Below are 22,109 nucleotides of genomic sequence, written 5' to 3' on the forward strand. Positions count from 1 at the left end.
ATGATTACTATCAATAACTTATCCAAGACCTATGGAACTGCCACAGTTCTTAATATTGAGTATCTTGAAATTCCTGACGGTGAAACTTTTGGACTGGTAGGAAATAATGGAGCGGGAAAAACCACACTTTTCAGTCTTATGCTTGATCTGATCCAGCCTACGACAGGATTTGTAAGCATCGAGGATATCAAAGTGAATGAATCTGAAATCTGGAAAAATAAAGTGTCTGCTTTTGTAGATGATACTTTCCTGATCGGCTATTTGACACCGGAGGAATATTTTTATTTCATTGGAGAACTGAGAGGGCAGAATAAGGCTTCCATCGATGAGTTTTTAAAGCCATTTCACGATTTTTTCAATGGTGAGATTCTCAATTCAGGAAAATACGTCCGTGATCTGTCAAAAGGAAATCAGAAAAAAGTGGGAATAGTAGGCGCTGTCATTGGAAATCCGGAGATCATTATTCTTGATGAACCTTTTGCGAATCTGGATCCTTCTACCCAAATTAAGCTTAAAAATCTGATTAAAGAACTTTCAAAGCAGGACGGCGTAACTTTTCTGATCTCGAGCCATGATCTTTCGCATACTACAGAAGTTTGCAACAGAATTGTTGTTGTGAATAAAGGGCAGCTTGTGAAAGATATAAAGACCAACCCGGAAACGTTGCGGGATCTTGAACAGTATTTTTCAGATCAGGTTTCGGTGTCTTCAGCAGTTAATTTATAATGAAAAGGGCGGGAAAATTTTCCCGCCCTTGCCATCAATTATTTTAAATAGGATCTTCCTCTATTGGAGTTGCACACATATCTACATGCACCATGCACATTCCCTGGCACGGATTGTCTGTGGGAACACTGCAACATGCATAGTAACCATTGTACTGAACAAGATACCAGTTCGTAGGGCATCGTGGAATACTAGCACCTCCAAATACATCTTTCAGGTTTTCTCTGCTGAATTTTTTTGAATTTTTCATAAGATTAGTTTTTAAATATTATATCACTAATATATGAAATTATATAATGGAAACGGATCTTAATATTTTAAATATCAGAGTTTTATCAAAACTAAAAAGCCCCATGTATTCTGAGGCTTTTCTATCATTTAATCTCTATATATTAAATTTATTTCAGGCTTCCTACCATGTTTTCAGGTTTCACCCATTCGTCAAACTGCTCAGCAGTTAAAAAACCAAGGTTCACAGCTTCTTCTTTTAGGGTAGTTCCGTTTTTGTGGGCTGTTTTTGCAATCTTCGCAGCATTTTCGTAACCAATATGTGTATTTAAAGCAGTAACAAGCATTAATGATTTGTCCACCAGTTCTTTAATTCTCTCATGGTTCGGTTCAATACCTTCTGCACAGTGATCATTGAATGAAATGCATGCATCAGCAATTAACTGGGCAGACTGAAGGAAGTTGTATGCCATTACAGGTTTAAAAACATTAAGCTCATAATTTCCTTGTGTTCCGGCAAAAGATATGGTTGTATCATTTCCAAGAACCTGTGCACAAACCATTGTCATTGCTTCATTCTGTGTAGGATTTACTTTTCCCGGCATAATGGAAGATCCCGGCTCGTTCTCAGGAATATGAATTTCCCCTATTCCCGAACGTGGTCCGGAAGCTAATAATCTGATATCCTGGGCGATTTTAAATAAAGAAACAGCCAACTGTTTTAGTGCACCGTGAGATTCCACAATCGCATCATGTGCTGCCAAAGCTTCAAATTTATTTTCAGCTGTAACAAATGGATGGTTCGTAAACTTCGCGATATATTCAGCTACTTTTACATCATAACCGTTTGGAGTATTAAGCCCTGTACCTACTGCAGTCCCGCCCAAAGCAAGCTCGGAAAGGTGAGGCAGGGTGTTTTTTAATGCTTTCAGTCCATATTCAAGCTGAGCTTTATAGCCTGAAAATTCCTGTCCCAAAGTAAGCGGCGTAGCATCCATAAGGTGTGTTCTCCCGATTTTTACAATATCTTTAAAAGCTTCTGCTTTTGCAGCAAGGGTATTTTTTAATTTTTCAACAGCAGGAATGGTTACCTCCACCACTTTCTTATAAGCGGCAATATGCATGGCTGTGGGATAAGTGTCGTTTGAAGACTGTGATTTGTTCACATCATCATTGGGATGAATTTCAGATGTATCACCTAAAGTTCCGCCATTGTTTACATGAGCTCTGTTTGAAACCACTTCATTAATGTTCATATTCGACTGTGTTCCGGAGCCGGTCTGCCAGATCACCAATGGAAACTGGTCATTCAGTTTTCCTTCAAGAATTTCGTCACATACCCTGGCAATCATATCTCTTTTCTCTGCGGAAAGAACTCCAAGATCAGTGTTGGTGTAAGCTGCTGCTTTCTTTAAATAAGCAAAAGCTTCGATGATTTCGTGAGGCATAGAACCCTCCGGCCCGATCTTAAAATTATTTCTTGAACGTTCAGTTTGCGCTCCCCAAAATTTATCTGCAGGCACCTGAACCTCTCCCATAGTATCCTTTTCGATTCTGTAATTCATTGTGATTGAAATTTTTATAAAGTTAATCATAAACGCAGAATCCCGCAATTTATAACCATTATAAATATCGATATGCATGACTGATTTTACTCATGTTTTTTTAAGGATGGCGTATTTTTGCACAAACAAAAATTGAATGGATTTTAGATATCAGGATCCGTATCCGATCCAGAAAGATGATACGGTGTATAAAAAATTGACATCAGATTACGTAAAGGTTGAAAAATTAGGAGAAAGAGAAATTTTAACAATTGATCCGAAAGGGCTTGAGCTTCTGGCTGAAGAAGCTATGGCTGATGTATCTTTCATGCTCCGTTCTTCACACCTTGAAAGTCTCAGAAGAATCATCGACGATCCGGAAGCAACTGATAACGACAGATTCGTAGCTTACAATTTGTTGCAGAATGCCGCAGTTGCTGTAGAAGGAGCTCTTCCTTCATGCCAGGATACCGGGACGGCTATTGTGATGGGTAAAAAAGGAGAAAATGTTTACACAGGAGTTGAGGATGGAGAATACCTGAGTAAAGGGATCTACAACACTTATCAAAAAAGAAACCTCAGATATTCTCAAGTGGTTCCTTTGACGATGTTTGAAGAGAAAAATTCAGGATCAAACCTTCCCGCACAAATTGATATTTATGCTAAAAAAGGAGATTACTATGAGTTTTTGTTTTTAACAAAAGGTGGGGGTTCTGCCAATAAAACATTCTTATACCAAAAGACCAAATCATTACTGAATGAAAAGTCTCTTGAAGCATTCGTAAAAGAAAGAATTTCAGATCTTGGGACAGCCGCATGTCCACCTTATCACCTGGCGCTTGTCATTGGAGGAACTTCAGCTGAAGCGAATCTGGCTGCTGTGAAAAAAGCCTCTGCAAAATATTATGACAACCTTCCGACAGAAGGAAACGAAGCAGGACAGGCTTTCAGAGACCTTGAATGGGAAGCTAAAGTTCAGAAGATCTGCCAGGAAAGTGCTATCGGAGCACAGTTTGGAGGAAAATACCTTACTCACGATGTAAGAGTGATCAGACTTCCGCGCCATGCCGCATCCTGCCCGGTTGGAATGGGGGTTTCATGCTCTGCAGACAGAAATATCAAAGGGAAAATTACAAAAGAAGGTATCTTCCTTGAACAGCTTGAGCAGGATCCAAAAAGGTTTTTACCGGATACTCCTCCACACTTGGAAGAGGCTGTTGAGATCAATTTGAACAAGCCAATGCCTGAGATATTGGCTGAACTGTCTAAATATCCTATCAAAACCCGGTTAAAATTAAACGGAACACTGATCGTAGCCAGAGATATTGCTCATGCGAAGATCAAAGAAATCATCGACAGCGGAAAACCGATGCCGGAATATTTCAAAAATCATCCCATCTATTATGCAGGACCTGCAAAAACTCCGGAAGGAATGGCATCAGGAAGTTTTGGACCTACAACTGCCGGAAGAATGGATGTATATGTTGACGAATTCCAGAGCCATGGCGGAAGTATGATCATGCTTGCCAAAGGAAACAGAAGTAAGGATGTGACCAATGCATGCGGTAAGTATGGTGGTTTTTATCTTGGATCCATCGGAGGACCTGCAGCCATCCTTGCCAAAGATAATATTGTATCCGTAGATATTGTAGATTTCCCTGAATTAGGGATGGAAGCTGTGAGAAAAATTGAAGTAAAAGATTTCCCGGCATTCATCATTACGGACGATAAAGGCAATGATTTCTTCGCAGATCTTGCTCACTAATTAGTTTAAAATCAAAATAAATTATAAAATAGGGCTTGTATCTTTTGTGTACAATACAAAAAAGTCCTATTTTTGCCTAAAATCTTTAAGAGAATGATAACGATTTTATCAGCATTTTGGCCGTTTTACCAATTCCTATGGACTGTATTCTTTATAATTATGTTCTTAGTAGGATTCTGGTGTATCTTCATGTTCTTCGGATTGGTAATCCCAATGTGGCTAACTGAAGGTCTGAAAGAATATTTCGGAAAAGTAAAACCTTTCGATCCTGAAGACATCAGAAGAAAGCAGGTAAATGAGCAGGAAGGTGTAGAAGTAATCTTCAGCAACCCTAAGGGGAACGGACCTTTCATCCACGATCACGGACATCATCATTAATTGATTGTCATTGCTTTTTCACCTTAATTCTGAAAAAGTAATATCAAAGCAAAACAACATATATAAACCGCTTAATTTATTTTAAGCGGTTTTTTATTTATCCGTTTCTCAGTTTCTCCGGGGATACCCCAAATTTTTTCTTGAATGCCCGGGTAAAATTCTGGACATATTCATAGCCGCATTCAATGGCTATTTCTTTGACTAGAATATCTTTGTCAATGATCATTTTCTTCGCCTTAAGCATTCTCAGATCTGAAATATAATCTGCCACGGTCATCTTATACTGGAACTTAAATTCCTTTCTGATCTTATTCTGGCTAATACCTGTAAGCTTTCCTATATCTTCCGCCCGGATATTCTTATGATAATTTTCATCAATGAATTTTTTGACCACAAAGGAAATCCCTGGCTCAGCCTGTAACTTATTCTTCTCATTGAATTGTTCAAAAATAAGAATGAGCAGTTTAATGATTTTAGCCTCGACAAATAACCTCTGCATCATCCCTTTTTTTGAATAGCTGATCAGCTCATTTAGGATCATATGCATTTCCACTGTCATATACGGCGGTGTTTTCTTATGAAGAAAGATATAATTGTTTCTAATCATATTTTCCAGAATTTCTGCATTCTCCCTGCTGGATTCTGGATCGATGAGATTGAATATATATTGGTAATTGATCTGTATCTGGAAATATTTTATGGCTTCCTGGTTTTCTGTCCAGAGTTCTGCTGTGCTTTCTTGGGAGGAATAGTGAAGAATATACTGGTTTTTTCTGAATAGAAATTTTGTCTCACAGTCATGAGCTTCCAGCCTGATATTCGGACTCAATAAAAAAAGAAGACTGAAACTCGCCCTGCTCTCAATCATATGTAATCTTGAATACTTTTTAGGCTGCTCATCTTCCTGCATCAAAATTCTGATATTTTCGGAGCTGAACATTAATCCGCTATTGGCTAGATTCTTCATATGAAATGCTTTTACTGGATGGTACAATTTGAAATAAACCCTTACACCGGATAACAAAAAGTTTGGAAATGATAACTTGTGGTTAAGAATGTAAAGTATTTTTGCACAAAATTAAATTAAATTTAGAATAATTAAAAATAATATTAAATATGTTTCAATATTTACATTCTGCAATCCGTAAAATAGGAGCAGGTTTGGCATTGCTAAATATCGCTGGAGGTTATCTATATGCCCAGCAATGGGAGGATGTAGGAGGTGCAGCAGGAGTTTCAGCAGCTGGTACCAGTTACAATAATCTGGCAGTAGATCAGGCTGGAAATTATTTTCTGTCTTATTATGACACTTCCGTCGCAAAGGGCTCGGTACAGAAATTCGATGGTGCTTCATGGTCTTATGTAGGAGGATCAGCAGGAATTACTGAAGGGCCGGCAACTTTTAATTCATTATCTCTTGACAATGCCGGAAATATTTTTTACACCAATCAGATCGGTTATCCGGGTTCGGGAATTGCGGTACGGCGGTTTAGTGGAACTTCATGGACGTCTCTTCCGGATGCCGCAGGGTCATCAGTCAACTACCATGCTTCCGCAGTTTCTCCTTCCAATGTGCTGTTTACATTCACAGGACAGAACTCAGGAACTGTACAGCGATATGTAAATGGAGCATGGGAACAGGTAGGAAATACGGGATTTTCTAACGGAGCTACATTTGCGGAAATGGTCATAGGATCTAATCAGAAAGTATATACATGCAGCATATCTGCCGGAGTAAGGGTGTATGAGAACAGTACTTCGGCAACGACAACAGATACCTGGACCTTGGTTGGAGGAAGTATTGTGGATGCCGCTTCTTCTTCAGAACAGTATACATCGGATATTGCTATAGATGGGAATAACAACCTGTATGTGGCATATGTTTCCAGTTCAGCTAACGGGCAGAAATTAAATGTAAAGAAATTTGAAGGAAATGCATGGGTGCAGCTTGGTGCCGCTAATTTTTCCAGCGGAAGGGTACAGCATGTGGCTATAGCAGTTACTCAATCCGGACAGCCTTATGTGGTGGCCAGCCGTTTTGAAAATGATGATTTATTAAGAAATACAGTTTATAAATTTGATGCAGCTATCCAGAATTGGGTGACTTTTGGGGGAGATTTTATTTCTTCTGGAGAAGCAAGATATAATGATCTGACAATAGACAGAACGAATGGCTATTTGGTATTAGCTTATTCTGAAGACGTTACCAAAGTTAAAAGAATTCCATTAAATGGGATTCCGCCGGGTTGTACTAATACAGATCCGGGAAGCAATGCCGGAGATACAGGCTGCGTAACTTTTACCTATCAGGGTCAGCAGGTCACGTATGCAACGGTAAGAGGTGCTGACGGAAATATCTGGCTGCAGCAGAATCTTGGAAGTTCTCAGATTGCCACGACAATGGGCGATGAGGCTTCATATGGAGATCTTTTCCAATGGGGAAGATGGGATGATGGGCATCAGCTTAGAAATTCTGCTACAGCATCGTCAACATCTCCTAATTCACCGGATGGCCTAGGCGGTACAAATGCCTTTATCATAGGATCTCCTTCATGGTGGGATGTCTTTGCTGCTACTGATAAATGGACGGCTTCGACCCCGGCGGATGTTTCCAATAATATTGGGGCAGATCCTTGTAGAGCAGTTGGGCCGGGCTGGAAGATGCCTTCTCAGGCAGAATGGACAGGTATTGTTAATTCAGAGAATATTGCCAATCCTGGAACTGCCTATAACAGTCATTTAAAACTGCCGGCATCGGGCTATAGAAGTTCTTCAAGCGGTGCTCTTACATTTGCCGGACAGAGAGGGTATTTCTGGAGTTCAGATACTTCCAATTCTGGAGGGAAATATTTATATATAGGCTCTACCATTGCAAACCCTTCTTCGGGAGCGATGAGAGGGCAAGGTTCTGCTGTAAGATGTATAAAAACAGCTTCTGCATTAGGAACATCCGATATTATCAGAAATACTGCTACCGTGGGAATTTACCCAAATCCTACGAATGCAATCATTAATATCAAGGCAGATTCACTGATTGAAAGCGTAAGTATTATTAATATGGTTGGCCAAAAACTAAATAATATACAGTTCAACAACAACCAGATCAATATGAGCGAATTTCCGAGTGGAATTTATATTGTAGAATTAAAGTTAAAGAACGGACAGAGTGTTTCTAAGAAAATTATTAAAAACTAAGTCTTAGTACGTTTGATTGATAAGCAAAGGCTTTTTTAGGAAAGCCTTTTGTTGTGAAAGCCGGGATTAATATATTTTAAAGCATAGTTCATTACAATTACTTTTATTGTAAAGGCTCATGAAATTTCTTCATGGGCTTTTTTTGTATTACATTTTCAACAAAAAATGAAAGAATTAAAAGAAAAATAAATCCTATATTCGATAAAAAATAGAAAATGAAGAAACTTTACTCCCTTATCTATCTGTTTGTTGCAGCTTTTGTTTTTGGGCAGATTAACTATACGATTGCTCCAAATCCATTCAATGAAACGGATGCGATTACCTTAACCATTCCTGGAGATCAGATTGATGAAACTGCTTGGGGCGTTTCAAATAATGCTATTTATATCTGGTCTTGGTCCCTAGACACTAACTATCAGAACAGTCAGGACTGTCCTACGAACGGAAGCTGGAATAACTCTAACGATCTGAATAAGCTCACTTACAATTCAGGGACAGATACCTATTCCTTAACTTTTACTCCTACTGCTTTTTACGGAAGAACAGGGATCGGAAGGTTTGGATTTTTATTAAAAGATAAAACTGGAGCTCACCAAACCTCACCCGATATATTTGTCAATGTCGGGATCTTGAATTTGAACTTAACCAATCCGGCTGCGAATAGTCTGACTACAGTTCCAGCAGGAAATTCCGTCAATATTACCGCAACAACCAATATTGCCACAACATTCCAGCTAAAAGCAAACGGAACCGTTGTCAATTCTACTTCTACTCCTTCACTGTCGTACAGTTATAGCTATACAGTAACTCAGGATGCCAATATGGAGCTTATTGCAACAGATGCCAATTTAAACTCCAAGAATGCAGCATTCATGTTGCAAATTCCAAGAAATGTTGTTTCAGAGGCAATTCCAGGCTGGATAAAGCAGGGAATCAATTATAATCCTACAGATAATACAAAAGTAGGTCTTGCTCTTTATGCCCCTCATAAAAACTTTGTACACGTCATCGGGAGTTTTAATAACTGGACCGTAAATGATTCTTATTTAATGAAAAGGGATACTGCCAATCCTGATCTTTACTGGATTGAACTGAACGGGCTGACCCCACAACAGTTATATACTTTCCAGTACAGAACGAATGACCTGAAAAAAGTGGCAGATCCTTTCTCTCCACAGATTCTTTCCTCTTATGATGATCAGTGGATTTCGGCAACTACTTATCCAAATCTGCCTGCATTTCCAGTAGGGCAGGATTTTGAAGTTTCGATGTTTAAAACAGGTCAGGCACCTTACAGCTGGCAGGTGACCAACTTTCAGAGACCTGCTAAGGAAAATCTTGTGGTATATGAATTACTGCTGAGAGATTTCACCCAGGAAAAAAACTGGCAGTCATTAATCAACAAGATAACGTATTTAAAGAACTTAAATATTAATGCTATTGAGCTTCTGCCAATTATGGAATTTGATGGCAATCTTTCCTGGGGGTACAATACTTCTTTCCATTATGCGCTGGACAAAGCTTATGGAACTCCTGAAAAATTCAAAGAATTTGTAGACATCTGCCATCAAAATGGGATTGCAGTGATTCTGGATGTTGCTTTCAACCATGCAACAGGGCGGTCTCCATTGGTAAGACTTTGGAATATTGATCCGGATGGTGATGGCTATGGAGATGTTGCGGCCAATAATCCTTACTTCAATCAGGTGCCCAAACATTCTTACAATGTGTTTAATGATTTCAACCATTCAAGTGCAGCAACTAAATATTATGTTGAAAGAACTTTACAGCAATGGCTGAATGAATATAAAATTGATGGATTCCGTTGGGACCTGACAAAAGGATTTACCCAAAGCTGCTCTGCAAATGATGAAGCCTGTACCAATGCTTACCAGCAGGACAGAGTGGATATTATGAAAAATTATGCTGATAAACAGTGGGCAATCGATCCGAATTCCTATATGATATTTGAACATCTAGGAACCGATGCTGAAGAACAGCAATGGGCAAACTATAGAATTGCCGAGGGAAAAGGCGTAATGCTTTGGAATAAGCAGACTGAGCCTTACAACCAAAACACAATGGGTTACAAGGAAAACAGTAACTATGACAGAATGAATCACAGTCTTCACGGTTTTACCAATATGCATGCTGTAGGCTATGGAGAAAGCCACGATGAAGAAAGATTAATGTTTAAAAACCTTGCTTATGGCGCTGTTAACGGAGGTTACAATGCTGCTAACCTGAATACAGCCCTTGAAAGAATGAAAACTTTCGGAGCAACATTTTTTACCATTCCAGGCCCGAAAATGATCTGGCAATTTGGTGAATTAGGCTATGAATTCAGTATCAACCGATGTGCAGACGGCACGATCAGCAGTGGATGCCGAACAGATGAAAAACCTGTTGCTTTTACTTTAGGATATGATACGAACGCCAATAGAAAAGCGGTGTATGATACCTGGGCTAAAATTATCAATATCAGAAATACCTATCCGGTTTTCAAATCAAAAACATATACTATAGAGTCTAATAACCTTACCAACGATCCTGAAGGATTGATCACCAGAATTTATGTGTATGACAATGCAATAGCTGGAATGAAGAATGTGGTGGTTTTGGCGAACTATACCACTGCGGCTCAGAATGTTGTTCCCTACTTCCCCTACACAGGACAGTGGCTGAACCTGATGGATAACTCTGTTTCCAACATTGCTTCAACAACAGCTCCTATTACTTTGCAGCCGGGAGAGTTCAGGATTTTTGGAAATTATGCCGGTGCGCTGTCAGCATCTGATGTAAATGCTGCGAATAAACTCTCGCTTCAGATTGCGGATAACCCCGTGAAAAACGGTGTGGCAAAATTAATATACCACAAGGCCAAAAACGGAGAGATTGTTATTTTTGACATGAGCGGTAAAAAAATGAATTCCATTAAATTAAATACCGAAAACGGAACTTATGAATTGAAAACTAATTATCCGCCGGGAACCTATTTGGTTCACCTACGTTCTGAAACAGGCACTGCCATTCAGAAGATGATTATTAAATAAAAAAAAAGAAAGAGGGACGATAACATTGTCCCTCTTTTTATTGACAGCCCAGAATATATAAATCTACTTTTTTGTCAATTAAAAATATTAGTCTACTTTTGCAGTAGATTATCAAGAAAGGTGGAGGGATTTGGCCCTATGAAACCTTAGCAACCTGCACGACTCTAAAAAGTGTAAAGGTGCTAATTCCAACCCATTGAGGGGAAGATGAGAAAGTCAATATTCTGACAGCAATTCCATTTCTTGAAGTCTTTTATATCTGCGGATGAGGTCCGTGGAACTAGTGTATCATTAATTTACGAAGACAAAGATGAAAAAATTAAGCCTGTCTGTTATACTCCTGGGGGCTGTTTTGGTGAACGCACAGGAGCAGGAAAAGGGAAATCAGATTGAAGATATAATTATCGTAGGAAACCGGAATACCAAAAGGACAAAGCTGGAAACACCGGTTCCTGTAGACGTTATCAATATAGAAAAGCTGCAGAAATCTGCGCCACAGACGACGGTTCAGGATTTGCTGAATTATGTGATTCCGTCATTTAATTCTGTAAGACAGTCAGCGTCCGATGGGACAGAACATATTGATCCCGTAACCCTGAGGGGGATGGGGCCGGATCAGGTATTGGTACTCGTCAATGGAAAAAGAAGACATACCACTTCATTGGTCAATTATCAGAATACCGTTGGAAATGGATCTGTAGGAACAGATCTCAGTACGATCCCGGTGATTGCTATTGACAGAATTGAGGTTCTGAGAGACGGAGCAGCCGCACAGTATGGTTCTGATGCCATTGCAGGAGTTGTCAATATTATCCTTAAAAAAGATATCGGGGCATCAGCATCGGCATCCTATGGAATTACAGGAAGAAATGATGGTGAAACCTATCAGGCCGGAATCAACTATGGATCTTCTCTTGGGAAAAAAGACAGTTATGTGAATCTTTCACTGCAATTGAGCCACAGAGGGAAGACTACAAGAACTCAAAATCATGATTTGGATATTTTCGGAGACAATTTTGCCTATGAATTTGCGAATGATCCTATCGCGGCCAGGGCTTTAGACGATCAGATTATTAAAGAAAGAGGTCTCACCCGGGATGACTTTAATTTTCAGATCGGAGATGCCCAGATCAGGCAGGCCCAATTGTTTTTTAATTCTGAATATCCTTTAAGTGAACGCTTTAAGCTGTATTCTTTTGGCGGTTTCAGCATTAAAGAAGGAAAAGGTTTCGGTTTCAGAAGACTACCGGGTGAAACATCCAATGTGGTTTCTTCTGTCTATCCAAATGGATTTCAGGCCTCTTTGAACTCGCAGGTTTACGACTTTTCTTATGCTGTAGGAGTAAAATATAATGTCAATAACTGGTGGCTTGATGTAAGCAATACATTCGGAAGTAACACCTTCAATTATAATGTAAACAATACCAATAATGCATCTTTAGGGGCGAAATCTCCAACGAGCTTTTATGCAGGGGCGCACGGTTTCCTTCAGAATACGGTGAATCTTGATATTTCTAAAAAATTGAATCAGCTTAATGTAGCATTTGGAGGAGAATTCCGCTTTGAACAGTACGAGATCAAACCGGGAGATGAAGCTTCTTACACCCGGTATGATATCAACGGAAATCCTGCTGTTCCCGGATCTACAGTGGAAGGAAATGGCGGGTCACAATCATTTATCGGTTTTTCTCCGGACAATGCTTTAAAGAAATCCAGACATTCAGCAGCGGTGTATGCCGATGTTTCTTATGATATTGCTGAAAAATTAAATATAGATCTGGCAGGAAGATTCGAAAATTATTCAGATTTTGGAAATACGCTGAATGGAAAACTGGCCGTGAGATATGAATTTGTAAAAGATTATGCAGTGCGGGCATCTGTGGGAACCGGTTTCAGGGCTCCATCCCTTCAGCAGCAGTATTTTAATAATTCCTATGCCGATATCTCCACTTCAGGACTAGGAATTGTTACCAAAGGGATTTTCAGGAATGACAGTGACGCAGCCAGAGCGCTCGGATTTGATCAGTTAAAGCAGGAAACCTCAGTCAATGCCAGTGCCGGTCTTACTCTGAAGCCAGCCAACAGACTGTTTATAACCGTTGACGGCTATTGGATCAAAGTAAAAGACAGAATTGTAATCACCAGCAATATCGAAGATCCAAGACTGGCTCAATACAACGTAGAAAGCGGAAGGTTTTTTGCTAATGCAGTAGACACGGAAACAAAAGGAGTAGATATTGTTGTCTCTTATGATTGGAAACTGGGTGGCGGAAATTTAAATATCAGCCTGGCAGGAAATTATACAGAAACCAAGATCACAGATTTCCATTTTCCTGAAAATTTAGTGCCTCCTCAGGATGAATTCTTCGGGCCGGACCAGATTAATATCATCGAGACCCTTTCTCCTAAGGCAAAAGCTTCATTAGGACTGAACTATGCCATCGGAAAATTCAATTTCATGGTTAGAAATACGTATTTTGGTCAGGTCATAAGAGATGGTTACCCATTTGGAAAGGTTCAGAAATTCTCTCCTAAAGTGGTTACAGATATAAGTGTAGGCTATGATATAACGAAAAATATTAATCTGACCATAGGAGCCAATAACGCCTTTGATGTGTTTCCGGACCTTCAGATCTATGAAAATTCATATTATGGAGTATTTAAATATGCGCCGGTTCAGATGGGAACACTGGGGAATTACTTCTTCGGAAGGCTTAATTTTAATTTTTAACTGTTAAATGAATACTGCTACACACCAGATCGGCTGGAAAACGGCTGCCGCTATTGTTGTCTCCAATATGATCGGGACAGGAATATTTACTACTTTAGGCTTCCAGCTGTCTGATATTACCAATACCTACAGCATTTTCCTGTTGTGGATTATCGGCGGGATTCTCGCCCTGTTCGGAGCATTTTGCTATGCCGAGCTGGGATCATATTTTAAAGGAAACGGAGGAGATTATATTTATCTTAAAGAAACCTATCATCCGGTATTTGGCTATCTGGTAAGCTGGATCTCTCTGATCATCGGGTTTTCTGCACCTGTGGCTTTGGCAGCACTGGCAATGTCCAAATACCTTTCAGCTTTTAATTACACCTTTGGAAACGGCTTTGCCATAGGTTTCATTTTTCTGGTGGCAGCGAGCTTATCGTTCAGCCTTAAAACATCAAGCAGGTTTCATAATTTTTTTACCTTTATCAAAATCGCTTTTATTATTGTTCTGGTGATTCTGGGTGTTATGCTTTCAGGATCCGATGCAGGAAACAGCCTGAAATTTACTGACAGCTGGCAGCATGAGATCATGCTCCCGGCTTTTGCAACATCTCTTGTTTTTGTTACCTATTCCTATACCGGTTGGAATTCAGCTTCTTACATTGCAGGAGAAATAAAAGATGTTCAGAAAAACCTTCCCAGAGCTTTAATTGTTGGAACTGTTTTCGTGACAGTGAGTTATTTGCTCGTCAACTTTATCATGCTGAAACATGCACCTGTAAGCCAATTGGCCGGAAAAGAAGATGTGATGGGAGAAGCAGCAGGGAATATGCTGGGAATCGGTTTTGGAAAAATCGTCAATGTTTTTATTGCTTTACAGCTGATTGCTACGATCAGCGGTTATTTATGGGTGGGTTCAAGGCTTACACAGGCTTTTGCAAAGGAAAACCATTTGTGGAGATCACTTGCTGTCAACAACAAAAAAGGAATTCCGGTAAGGGCTATCTTTGTACACGCTGTGATTGCTTCAGTGATCATTTTGACGGGAAGTTTTAAAGAGATCTTTGTGTATACCGCTTTTATCCTTCAGCTGTTTGCCAGTCTTTCCATTTCTACGGTTTTCTTTCTCAAAAAAGATCAGAGGAAAATATTTAAATCCAATATATTTTACATTTTCCCGGCAGTCTTTCTGCTCTTCAGTATTTATATTCTCTATTTTACACTCGTTCATAATCCCAAAGAAAGTATTATAGGACTTGGAATTGTAGCCTTTGGACTGGTTTTATATGTAATTGACAGGAAATTTTTTAAAAAACAGTAGAACATTAAAATCTTAAAATAAAAATCCGTCTGATAATCCTGAAAAGGTCTTAAACCATAATATTTCAAAAAAATTATATGAATTTGACACAGTAAAGGAATTTTAATTTGAATTAATAAATTCTTATCTTTGCACTCTCAAAAATTGCAGAATGTCTAAATCATTAATTCCAAAACTAGAAGCTATTAAACAAAGATATAATGAGGTTGCAGACCTTATTATACAGCCTGATATCATTTCAGATCAAAAAAAATATTCTTCTCTGAACAAAGAATACAGTGATTTAGGAAAGATTGTAAAAGTCTACGACCAGTATAAAGGTGCTCTGGATTCGATTGAAGAATCTGATGAAATCATTGCTGACGGGTCTGACAGAGATCTTGTGGACCTTGCCAAAGAGGAAAAAATGGAAGCTCAGGCTAAAATTCCTGGCCTGGAAGAAGAATTAAAAGTTCTTTTGATTCCTAAAGACCCTGCAGACGACAAAAATATCATTGTAGAATTACGTGCCGGAACAGGAGGTGATGAAGCAGCTATTTTTGTGGAAGATATCTACAGAATGTACAGCATGTACTTCAAAACAAAAGGATGGAAACATGAAGTAACGGATTCTAATGAGGCGGCGAAAGGCTACAAAGAACTTATCATGAAAGTGGAAGGTGAAGGTGTTTACGGAATCATGAAATTCGAATCCGGAGTTCACCGTGTACAGCGTGTTCCTGAAACAGAATCTCAGGGAAGAGTTCATACTTCTGCAATCACCATTGCAGTACTTCCGGAAGCTGAAGAAGTGGATGTAGAGATCAATCCTGCAGATATTGAAATGCAGACTTCCCGTTCAGGAGGTGCCGGTGGACAGAACGTTAACAAAGTAGAAACTAAAGTACAGCTGACTCACAAGCCTTCAGGTTTAGTGGTCGTATGTCAGCAGGCCCGTTCTCAGCTGGCTAACCGTGAGCTGGCAATGGAAATGCTTCGTGCGAAATTATATGATATTAAGCTTCAGGAGGTTCAGGGAGATATTGCTGCACAGAGAAAAACAATGGTTTCTACAGGAGACCGTTCCGCAAAGATCAAAACTTACAACTATCCTCAGGGAAGGGTGACGGATCATAGAATCAATAAATCCATGTATAACCTCGATGCTTATATGAACGGGGATATTTCTGAAATGATAGACGCTGTCATCATGGCGGAAAATGCAGAAAAGATGAAGGGAGAAGAAGAAAATTATTAAAAATAAATTATAAAAATCAGGCTCTTGAATTTCAGGAGCTTTTTTTTGCTGTATATTCATCCTTCAAAAACCATTGAATTAAAACAAAATAATATGAACAATTTTAAGATCGTTATATTCATGATGTTGGCAGTGTTAAGTCAAAATCTGTTGGCCCAGACGGAAGTGAAGAAACCTTCGGAAGTCTTTGAAATGTACTTCGGAACCTTCGTTAAAAATGATGATGCTGCACTTGCTAAGCTGAATGATTATTTAAAACCTACCGTAGAAGGAGAAAATGCTTATCAGGTAGATTTTAAAACCGTTTCCAGGGATATGATGAAAGAAACCACCGACAACTTTTTATCTGCTTTTTCCAAAACCACGGCAGATGCCTGTAAAAAAGAAGCCGAAGATTATTTCACCGCTATGATGGAAAATTTTAAAAACGGAAAACTTTCCGTTAAAGACGTGAAAATTGTCCAGAATGAATATATAGAAGACCAGAAAATTGCTGAGGTTAATTATTCAGTCAGTTTCAAAGTTCCGGCTAAATTTTCTGATATTCCAACGGGAGATATTAAAACCGTTAAGCCTGAAGACCTTAAAAAATACCTGGTCCAAAGTGTACAGGATTTTAAAAATGCAGATAAAACCGTCGTAACAGAGCAAAAGTTCAGTTTGTACCAGCTAAACGAAGGAGGAAAAACATACTACTGGAACGGTAGTCCTGATGAAATTGTTTCAGGATTGACGGATTTCTATTTTGAAAGCTTCGGGTCTAAATAATGATCCTTTAAAAAATATTATTATAAGCTCTGGTTTCAGGGCTTTTTTTATTTCACATACTTTACGTATTTTTGAGAAAACCCTTGATTATGAATTTTAAGCCTATGTTATTAACCGCTGGAGTCCTTTTTTCAGCAACTTTTTATTCTCAAAAAATGAATTATCCTAAAGCAGTAAAAGGAAGTCAAACAGATACTTATTTTGGTAACGCTGTTGCAGACCCTTTCAGAGATCTGGAAAATGATTCTGATGCCACGAAAAAATGGGTAGACGATGAAGTAGCCTACAGCCAGGATTATCTTTCAAAGATCCCGTTCAGAAATAAAATCAAGGATCAGCTGACAGAGATCTGGAACTATGAAAAAATTTCAGCGCCTTTCAAAGAAGGAGACTATACTTACTATTATAAAAATAATGGTCTTCAGGCACAATCCATCCTATACAGAACAAACAATAAGACCAAAGCAACAGAAATATTCTTAGATCCTAATAAATTTTCAGAAAAAGGAACCACCTCGCTTTCCAATTTGTCATTCAACAAAAAAGGAAACCTTGCAGCATATTCCATTTCTGAAGGAGGAAGTGACTGGAATAAGATTATTATCATAGACGCCATTACCAAAAAACAGATTGATGAAACATTGGTAGATGTAAAATTCAGCGGAATTTCATGGCAGGGTGATGACGGTTTCTACTATTCAAGCTATGATAAGCCGAAAGAAGGAACAGTACTTTCCGGAATGACCGATAAACATAAAGTATATTTTCATAAGTTAGGAACCAAGCAGTCGGAAGATAAACTTATTTTCGGAGGAGATAAAACTCCCAGAAGATACCTTGGAGCCGGAGTTTCCGAAGATCAGAGATACCTCATTGTTTCTGCTGCCAACGCAACCAATGGAAATGAATTGTATATCAAAGACCTAAAGAAAGGCGGCGATTTTGTACAGATCAATAAAGGATTTGATATTAATGTAAGCATTGTGGATACACAAGGAGACGATCTTTTTATCTTTACCGATAAAGATGCTCCGAATATGCGTCTTGTAAAAACCAGCATCACAAATCCTTCACCGGAAACCTGGAAAGATGTGATCCCGCAGACAGAAAATGTTTTAGGGATATCTACAGGAGGCGGATACTTCTTTGCCACCTATATGATTGATGCTATTGATCAGGTAAAACAGTTTGATAAAACAGGCAAGCTGATAAGAGAAATTGAACTTCCAGGAAAAGGAAATGTAGGCGGTTTTGGAGGTAAAGAAGAGGAAAAAGAGCTTTATTTCTCTTTCAGTAATTATATTACACCAGGAACTACGTATAAATTTAATGCAGATTCCGGAAAATCAGAAATTTATCAGAAGCCCAAAGTGAAGTTCAATCCTGAAGATTACGTTTCTGAGCAGGTATTCTATACTTCAAAAGATGGGACCAAAGTTCCAATGATGATCAATTATAAAAAAGGAACAAAACTTGACGGTAAAAATCCTACGATCCTGTACTCTTATGGAGGTTTCAACATCAGCCTTCAGCCTTCATTCTCTGTAGTGAATGCGATCTGGATGGAAAACGGAGGAATATACGCAGTACCGAATATCCGCGGTGGTGGTGAATATGGCAAAAAATGGCACGATGCCGGAACAAAAACACAGAAGAAAAATGTTTTTGAAGACTTCATTGCGGCAGGAGAATATCTGCAGAGCAAAGGCTATACATCAAAAGAATATATGGCATTATCCGGAAGATCGAATGGAGGATTGCTTGTAGGAGCAACAATGACCATGCGCCCTGACCTTGCAAAGGTAGCTTTCCCGGGAGTAGGAGTTCTGGATATGCTGAGATACAATAAGTTTACAGCGGGAGCTGGCTGGTCCTATGATTACGGAACTGCAGAAGACAGCAAAGAGATGTTTGAATATCTTAAATCCTATTCCCCGGTGCATAATGTGAAAAAAGGAACATGTTATCCTTCCACAATGATCATTACAAGTGACCATGATGACAGGGTAGTTCCGGCGCATTCTTTCAAATTCGGAGCAGAGCTTCAGGATAAGCAAAGCTGTAAAAACCCAATTTTATTAAGAATTGAGAAAAATGCAGGCCATGGTGCCGGAAGAGCAACCGATCAGGTGATCAGCGAAAATGCAGATCTTATATCATTTGCCTTATATGAAATGGGGATAACGAAATTGAAGTAATATAATACGTATACATAAACTGAGACCGGACATTTGTCCGGTCTTTTTTGTAGCTTAAAATTCAGTAAAACAGGATGTTAACATAAGTTTCATGTTTCATTCAAAAAAATTAACTTTACGGAGACAAAAATTATTGGAATGCGAAAGACAATTTCTGTGAAAACTCCGGATTTTACTATAGAACCTCAGCAAAGAGAGATCTATAATTTTGAAAAAGACGGATTAGAATTAAAATCATCCTACACCCCCAAAGATGTTAAAAATGAATCTTTAACACAGACTTCTCCGGGAATTGCACCCTATCTCAGAGGTCCGTATTCCACTATGTATGTACAAAAACCCTGGACTGTAAGACAGTATGCAGGTTTCTCTACCGCAGAAGAATCCAATGCATTTTACAGAAGAAATCTGGCAGCAGGACAAAAGGGATTATCAGTCGCCTTTGACCTTGCAACGCACAGAGGATATGATTCCGATCATTCAAGAGTAGTTGGTGATGTAGGAAAAGCCGGAGTAGCGATCGATTCTGTGGAAGATATGAAGATTCTCTTCAATGAAATTCCACTAGATCAGATTTCGGTGTCCATGACGATGAACGGAGCTGTACTTCCTATTTTGTCTTTCTATATCGTGGCTGCCGAAGAGCAAGGGGTAAAGCAAGAACTGCTTTCAGGAACCATTCAAAATGATATTCTGAAAGAGTTCATGGTGAGAAATACTTATATTTATCCGCCTGCACCTTCTATGAAGATCATCGCTGATATCTTTGAATATACAGCCCAAAACATTCCGAAATTCAACTCTATTTCCATTTCAGGATACCATATGCAGGAAGCGGGTGCCACTCCGGTACTGGAAATGGCCTATACGCTTGCAGACGGTCTTGAATATGTGAGAACAGGGATAAAAGCCGGAATGAATGTCGATGATTTTGCCCCAAGACTTTCATTTTTTTGGGCGATCGGAATGAATCATTTCATGGAAATTGCAAAAATGCGTGCTGCAAGATACATTTGGGCAACTCTTCTAAAACAGTTCAGCCCGCAGAATGCAAAATCCTTAGCATTAAGGACCCATTCTCAGACCTCTGGTTGGTCCCTTACAGAGCAGGAACCCTTTAATAATATTACAAGAACAGCTATTGAGGCCCTTTCTTCAGCTTTAGGAGGAACCCAGTCACTCCATACCAACGCACTGGATGAAGCCATTGCACTTCCTACAGATTATTCAGCAAAAATTGCAAGAAATACCCAGATTATCCTCCAGCAGGAAAGCGGAATCTGTGATGTTGTAGATCCTATGGGCGGAAGTAATCTTGTGGAGAGTCTTACCCAGCAAATGATTGAAGAAGCGATGAAATACATCGATGAGGTAGAGCAGGAAGGAGGCATGACAAAAGCTATTGAAGCCGGAATTCCAAAAATGAGGATTGAAGAAGCAGCGGCTAAAAAACAGGCTAAAATTGATAGTGGTGAAGAATTCATCATTGGAGTAAATTCATTCAGGACAGCCTTAAAACAGGATGGCATAGAAATCCTGGATATCGATAACACAGAAGTCCGCAGAAAGCAGATTGAAAGACTCGAAAAAATAAAAGCAGAAAGAAATCCTGAAGCCGTTACAGAAATTCTGAATGATATCCGTGAAAGTGCAAAAACAGGCAAAGGAAACCTTCTGGCATTATGTATAGAAGCGGCCAGAAGAAGAGTGACTCTTGGCGAAATGAGTGACGCTATGGAAGAAACTTTTGGAAGATATAAAGCCAATATCAGAACAATCTCCGGAGTATACGCTATGAATGCAGGGAAAAACGAATATTTTGAAAAAGCTCTTCAGCTGACCCAGAAATTTGAAGAGCAAGAAGGCCGCCGCCCAAGACTTATGGTTGCTAAAATGGGACAGGACGGGCACGACAGAGGTGCCAAAGTAGTAGCTACCGCATTCGCAGATATGGGATTTGATGTAGATGTGGCACCGTTGTTCCAGACTCCCGAAGAAGTAGCTAAACAGGCTGTAGAGAATGATATCCATATCCTTGGGGTTTCCTCTCTTGCGGCAGGACATAAAACATTGGTTCCACAGGTGGTGGAAGAATTGAAAAAATTGGGAGCTGATGATGTTACCATTGTTGTAGGAGGAGTTATCCCACAGCAAGACTATGAATTCCTCTATGCCAACGGAGCCGATTTTATTTTCGGCCCGGGAACTAATCTTCCCAAATGTGCGGTGGAAATTTTAGAAAAATTTTTAAATTAACATTTTTTATAGAATAACTGCACAGCTTTTGTATAGTTTAAATGAAAAATTTCATTATGGCTTATACAGTAGTTTCAGTATTTCCGGTGACTGTAGATACAGAGGAAATTAAAAAGAATTTAAAAGAAAAAGGTTTTGATGAGGCAAATATTATTATTTCAAAATCTAAGGTAGAAAGTGGATTGTCAACTGATCAGTTTCAGGAAGATGAACAAACAAAAGGATTTTTTGAATACGTCTTTGCTCACGATGCAGAAATGCTCGAGGCTTACCGCAAACACAGTATTGGCAGAAGCAATGTTATTGTATATGCAGACGACCTGCAGCAGGCTAAGGCGGCCAAAACCATTTTAAATGAAAACGGGGCACTCGAAGTTTACCGTAAGCCTTCAGAAGCTAAAGACAGCATTCCTGAGGGAATGTCGGAACAGGAATATAACGGAATCATTGCCAAAGCAAGGCATAATATTTATTTCCTTGGATCAGAAAGAGTCTACCATTCCAATGAAGTTAAAGGAATGGACGACGAGATGGACAGCTTAGGATCAAAAGATTAATCTCCCCATAAAGCAAAGCCTGGATATAAATTATTCAGGCTTTTTTTTATCAAAAAAACTGAATATTCAGAAAAAATACTATATTTGCACCTGAAAATCAAGTTTAACCCATTAAAAAACAACGAAGCAATGTTCAAAACGAATCAAAATTCTTCAGCTGGAGTACCCCT

15 protein-coding genes and 1 riboswitch are annotated in these 22,109 nt (G+C 39.1%); of the genes, 12 read left to right on the forward strand and 3 right to left on the reverse strand.

From position 1 onward, the window contains the following. Complete coding sequence (locus J2T03_RS14400) at positions 1-726, forward strand: ABC transporter ATP-binding protein (RefSeq protein WP_307212090.1); 726 nt, start codon at positions 1-3, stop codon at positions 724-726. A 43-nt stretch (positions 727-769) separates the two neighbouring features. Here J2T03_RS14400 and J2T03_RS14405 read toward each other — a convergent pair whose 3' ends face one another. Beyond that, positions 770-976, reverse strand: coding sequence for a hypothetical protein (locus J2T03_RS14405; RefSeq protein WP_307212093.1), 207 nt, complete (start codon positions 974-976; stop codon positions 770-772). Positions 977-1,124: 148 nt separating this feature from the next. Beyond that, positions 1,125-2,519 (reverse strand): class II fumarate hydratase, encoded by a 1,395-nt coding sequence (gene fumC, locus J2T03_RS14410; RefSeq protein ID WP_307212096.1) that lies wholly within the window; start codon positions 2,517-2,519, stop codon positions 1,125-1,127. A 136-nt stretch (positions 2,520-2,655) separates the two neighbouring features. Between fumC and J2T03_RS14415 the strand changes: the two genes are divergently transcribed. Together J2T03_RS14415 and J2T03_RS14420 are read left to right on the forward strand one after the other, a co-directional pair. Beyond that, the gene (locus tag J2T03_RS14415) at positions 2,656-4,263 is read left to right on the forward strand and encodes a fumarate hydratase (RefSeq protein WP_306841474.1); all 1,608 of its coding nucleotides are present in this window, start codon (positions 2,656-2,658) and stop codon (positions 4,261-4,263) included. Positions 4,264-4,356: 93 nt separating this feature from the next. Then, positions 4,357-4,641, forward strand: coding sequence for a hypothetical protein (locus J2T03_RS14420; protein ID WP_174772309.1), 285 nt, complete (start codon positions 4,357-4,359; stop codon positions 4,639-4,641). 97 nt (positions 4,642-4,738) lie between these two features. Here the strand turns inward: J2T03_RS14420 and J2T03_RS14425 are convergent, their stop codons facing one another. Next, complete coding sequence (locus J2T03_RS14425; protein WP_307212098.1) at positions 4,739-5,608, reverse strand: helix-turn-helix transcriptional regulator; 870 nt, start codon at positions 5,606-5,608, stop codon at positions 4,739-4,741. Positions 5,609-5,757: 149 nt separating this feature from the next. Between J2T03_RS14425 and J2T03_RS14430 the strand changes: the two genes are divergently transcribed. From J2T03_RS14430 to J2T03_RS14470, 9 genes are all read left to right on the forward strand, one after another. Next, the gene (locus J2T03_RS14430) at positions 5,758-7,836 is read left to right on the forward strand and encodes a T9SS type A sorting domain-containing protein (RefSeq protein WP_307212100.1); all 2,079 of its coding nucleotides are present in this window, start codon (positions 5,758-5,760) and stop codon (positions 7,834-7,836) included. A gap of 215 nt (positions 7,837-8,051) precedes the next feature. Then, positions 8,052-10,889, forward strand: coding sequence for an alpha-amylase family glycosyl hydrolase (locus J2T03_RS14435; RefSeq protein ID WP_307212103.1), 2,838 nt, complete (start codon positions 8,052-8,054; stop codon positions 10,887-10,889). A 105-nt stretch (positions 10,890-10,994) separates the two neighbouring features. Then, a riboswitch (SAM riboswitch) is annotated at positions 10,995-11,103 on the forward strand. A gap of 96 nt (positions 11,104-11,199) precedes the next feature. Then, positions 11,200-13,620: a TonB-dependent receptor plug domain-containing protein gene (locus tag J2T03_RS14440; protein ID WP_307212105.1), complete on the forward strand. Its 2,421-nt coding sequence runs from the start codon at positions 11,200-11,202 to the stop codon at positions 13,618-13,620. Between the two features lie 7 nt (positions 13,621-13,627). Then, on the forward strand, positions 13,628-14,923 hold the full coding sequence (locus J2T03_RS14445; RefSeq protein WP_307212108.1) for an APC family permease: 1,296 nt from the start codon (positions 13,628-13,630) through the stop codon (positions 14,921-14,923). A 151-nt stretch (positions 14,924-15,074) separates the two neighbouring features. Continuing rightward, on the forward strand, positions 15,075-16,160 hold the full coding sequence (gene prfA, locus J2T03_RS14450) for a peptide chain release factor 1 (protein WP_306841487.1): 1,086 nt from the start codon (positions 15,075-15,077) through the stop codon (positions 16,158-16,160). A 93-nt stretch (positions 16,161-16,253) separates the two neighbouring features. After that, the gene (locus tag J2T03_RS14455; protein ID WP_306841488.1) at positions 16,254-16,928 is read left to right on the forward strand and encodes a hypothetical protein; all 675 of its coding nucleotides are present in this window, start codon (positions 16,254-16,256) and stop codon (positions 16,926-16,928) included. A gap of 89 nt (positions 16,929-17,017) precedes the next feature. Next, a complete protein-coding gene (locus J2T03_RS14460; protein ID WP_373425252.1) occupies positions 17,018-19,126 on the forward strand; it encodes a prolyl oligopeptidase family serine peptidase in 2,109 nt (702 codons plus the stop codon). A 138-nt stretch (positions 19,127-19,264) separates the two neighbouring features. Continuing rightward, complete coding sequence (gene scpA / locus J2T03_RS14465; protein ID WP_307212110.1) at positions 19,265-21,382, forward strand: methylmalonyl-CoA mutase; 2,118 nt, start codon at positions 19,265-19,267, stop codon at positions 21,380-21,382. Positions 21,383-21,438: 56 nt separating this feature from the next. Next, positions 21,439-21,939, forward strand: a complete 501-nt coding sequence (locus J2T03_RS14470) for a hypothetical protein (protein ID WP_307212112.1) — start codon at positions 21,439-21,441, stop codon at positions 21,937-21,939. Positions 21,940-22,109: the final 170 nt, after the last annotated feature.

It is taken from the genome of Chryseobacterium lathyri, assembly GCF_030812195.1.
Lineage (GTDB): Bacteria > Bacteroidota > Bacteroidia > Flavobacteriales > Weeksellaceae > Chryseobacterium > Chryseobacterium lathyri_A.

Coding starts and splice junctions, on each gene's coding strand:
- J2T03_RS14400 (WP_307212090.1), top strand. CDS start 1: ATGATTACTATCAATAACTTATCCAAGACCTATGGAACTGCCACAGTT.
- J2T03_RS14405 (WP_307212093.1), bottom strand. CDS start 976: ATGAAAAATTCAAAAAAATTCAGCAGAGAAAACCTGAAAGATGTATTT.
- fumC (WP_307212096.1), bottom strand. CDS start 2,519: ATGAATTACAGAATCGAAAAGGATACTATGGGAGAGGTTCAGGTGCCT.
- J2T03_RS14415 (WP_306841474.1), top strand. CDS start 2,656: ATGGATTTTAGATATCAGGATCCGTATCCGATCCAGAAAGATGATACG.
- J2T03_RS14420 (WP_174772309.1), top strand. CDS start 4,357: ATGATAACGATTTTATCAGCATTTTGGCCGTTTTACCAATTCCTATGG.
- J2T03_RS14425 (WP_307212098.1), bottom strand. CDS start 5,608: ATGAAGAATCTAGCCAATAGCGGATTAATGTTCAGCTCCGAAAATATC.
- J2T03_RS14430 (WP_307212100.1), top strand. CDS start 5,758: ATGTTTCAATATTTACATTCTGCAATCCGTAAAATAGGAGCAGGTTTG.
- J2T03_RS14435 (WP_307212103.1), top strand. CDS start 8,052: ATGAAGAAACTTTACTCCCTTATCTATCTGTTTGTTGCAGCTTTTGTT.
- J2T03_RS14440 (WP_307212105.1), top strand. CDS start 11,200: ATGAAAAAATTAAGCCTGTCTGTTATACTCCTGGGGGCTGTTTTGGTG.
- J2T03_RS14445 (WP_307212108.1), top strand. CDS start 13,628: ATGAATACTGCTACACACCAGATCGGCTGGAAAACGGCTGCCGCTATT.
- prfA (WP_306841487.1), top strand. CDS start 15,075: ATGTCTAAATCATTAATTCCAAAACTAGAAGCTATTAAACAAAGATAT.
- J2T03_RS14455 (WP_306841488.1), top strand. CDS start 16,254: ATGAACAATTTTAAGATCGTTATATTCATGATGTTGGCAGTGTTAAGT.
- J2T03_RS14460 (WP_373425252.1), top strand. CDS start 17,018: ATGAATTTTAAGCCTATGTTATTAACCGCTGGAGTCCTTTTTTCAGCA.
- scpA (WP_307212110.1), top strand. CDS start 19,265: ATGCGAAAGACAATTTCTGTGAAAACTCCGGATTTTACTATAGAACCT.
- J2T03_RS14470 (WP_307212112.1), top strand. CDS start 21,439: ATGGCTTATACAGTAGTTTCAGTATTTCCGGTGACTGTAGATACAGAG.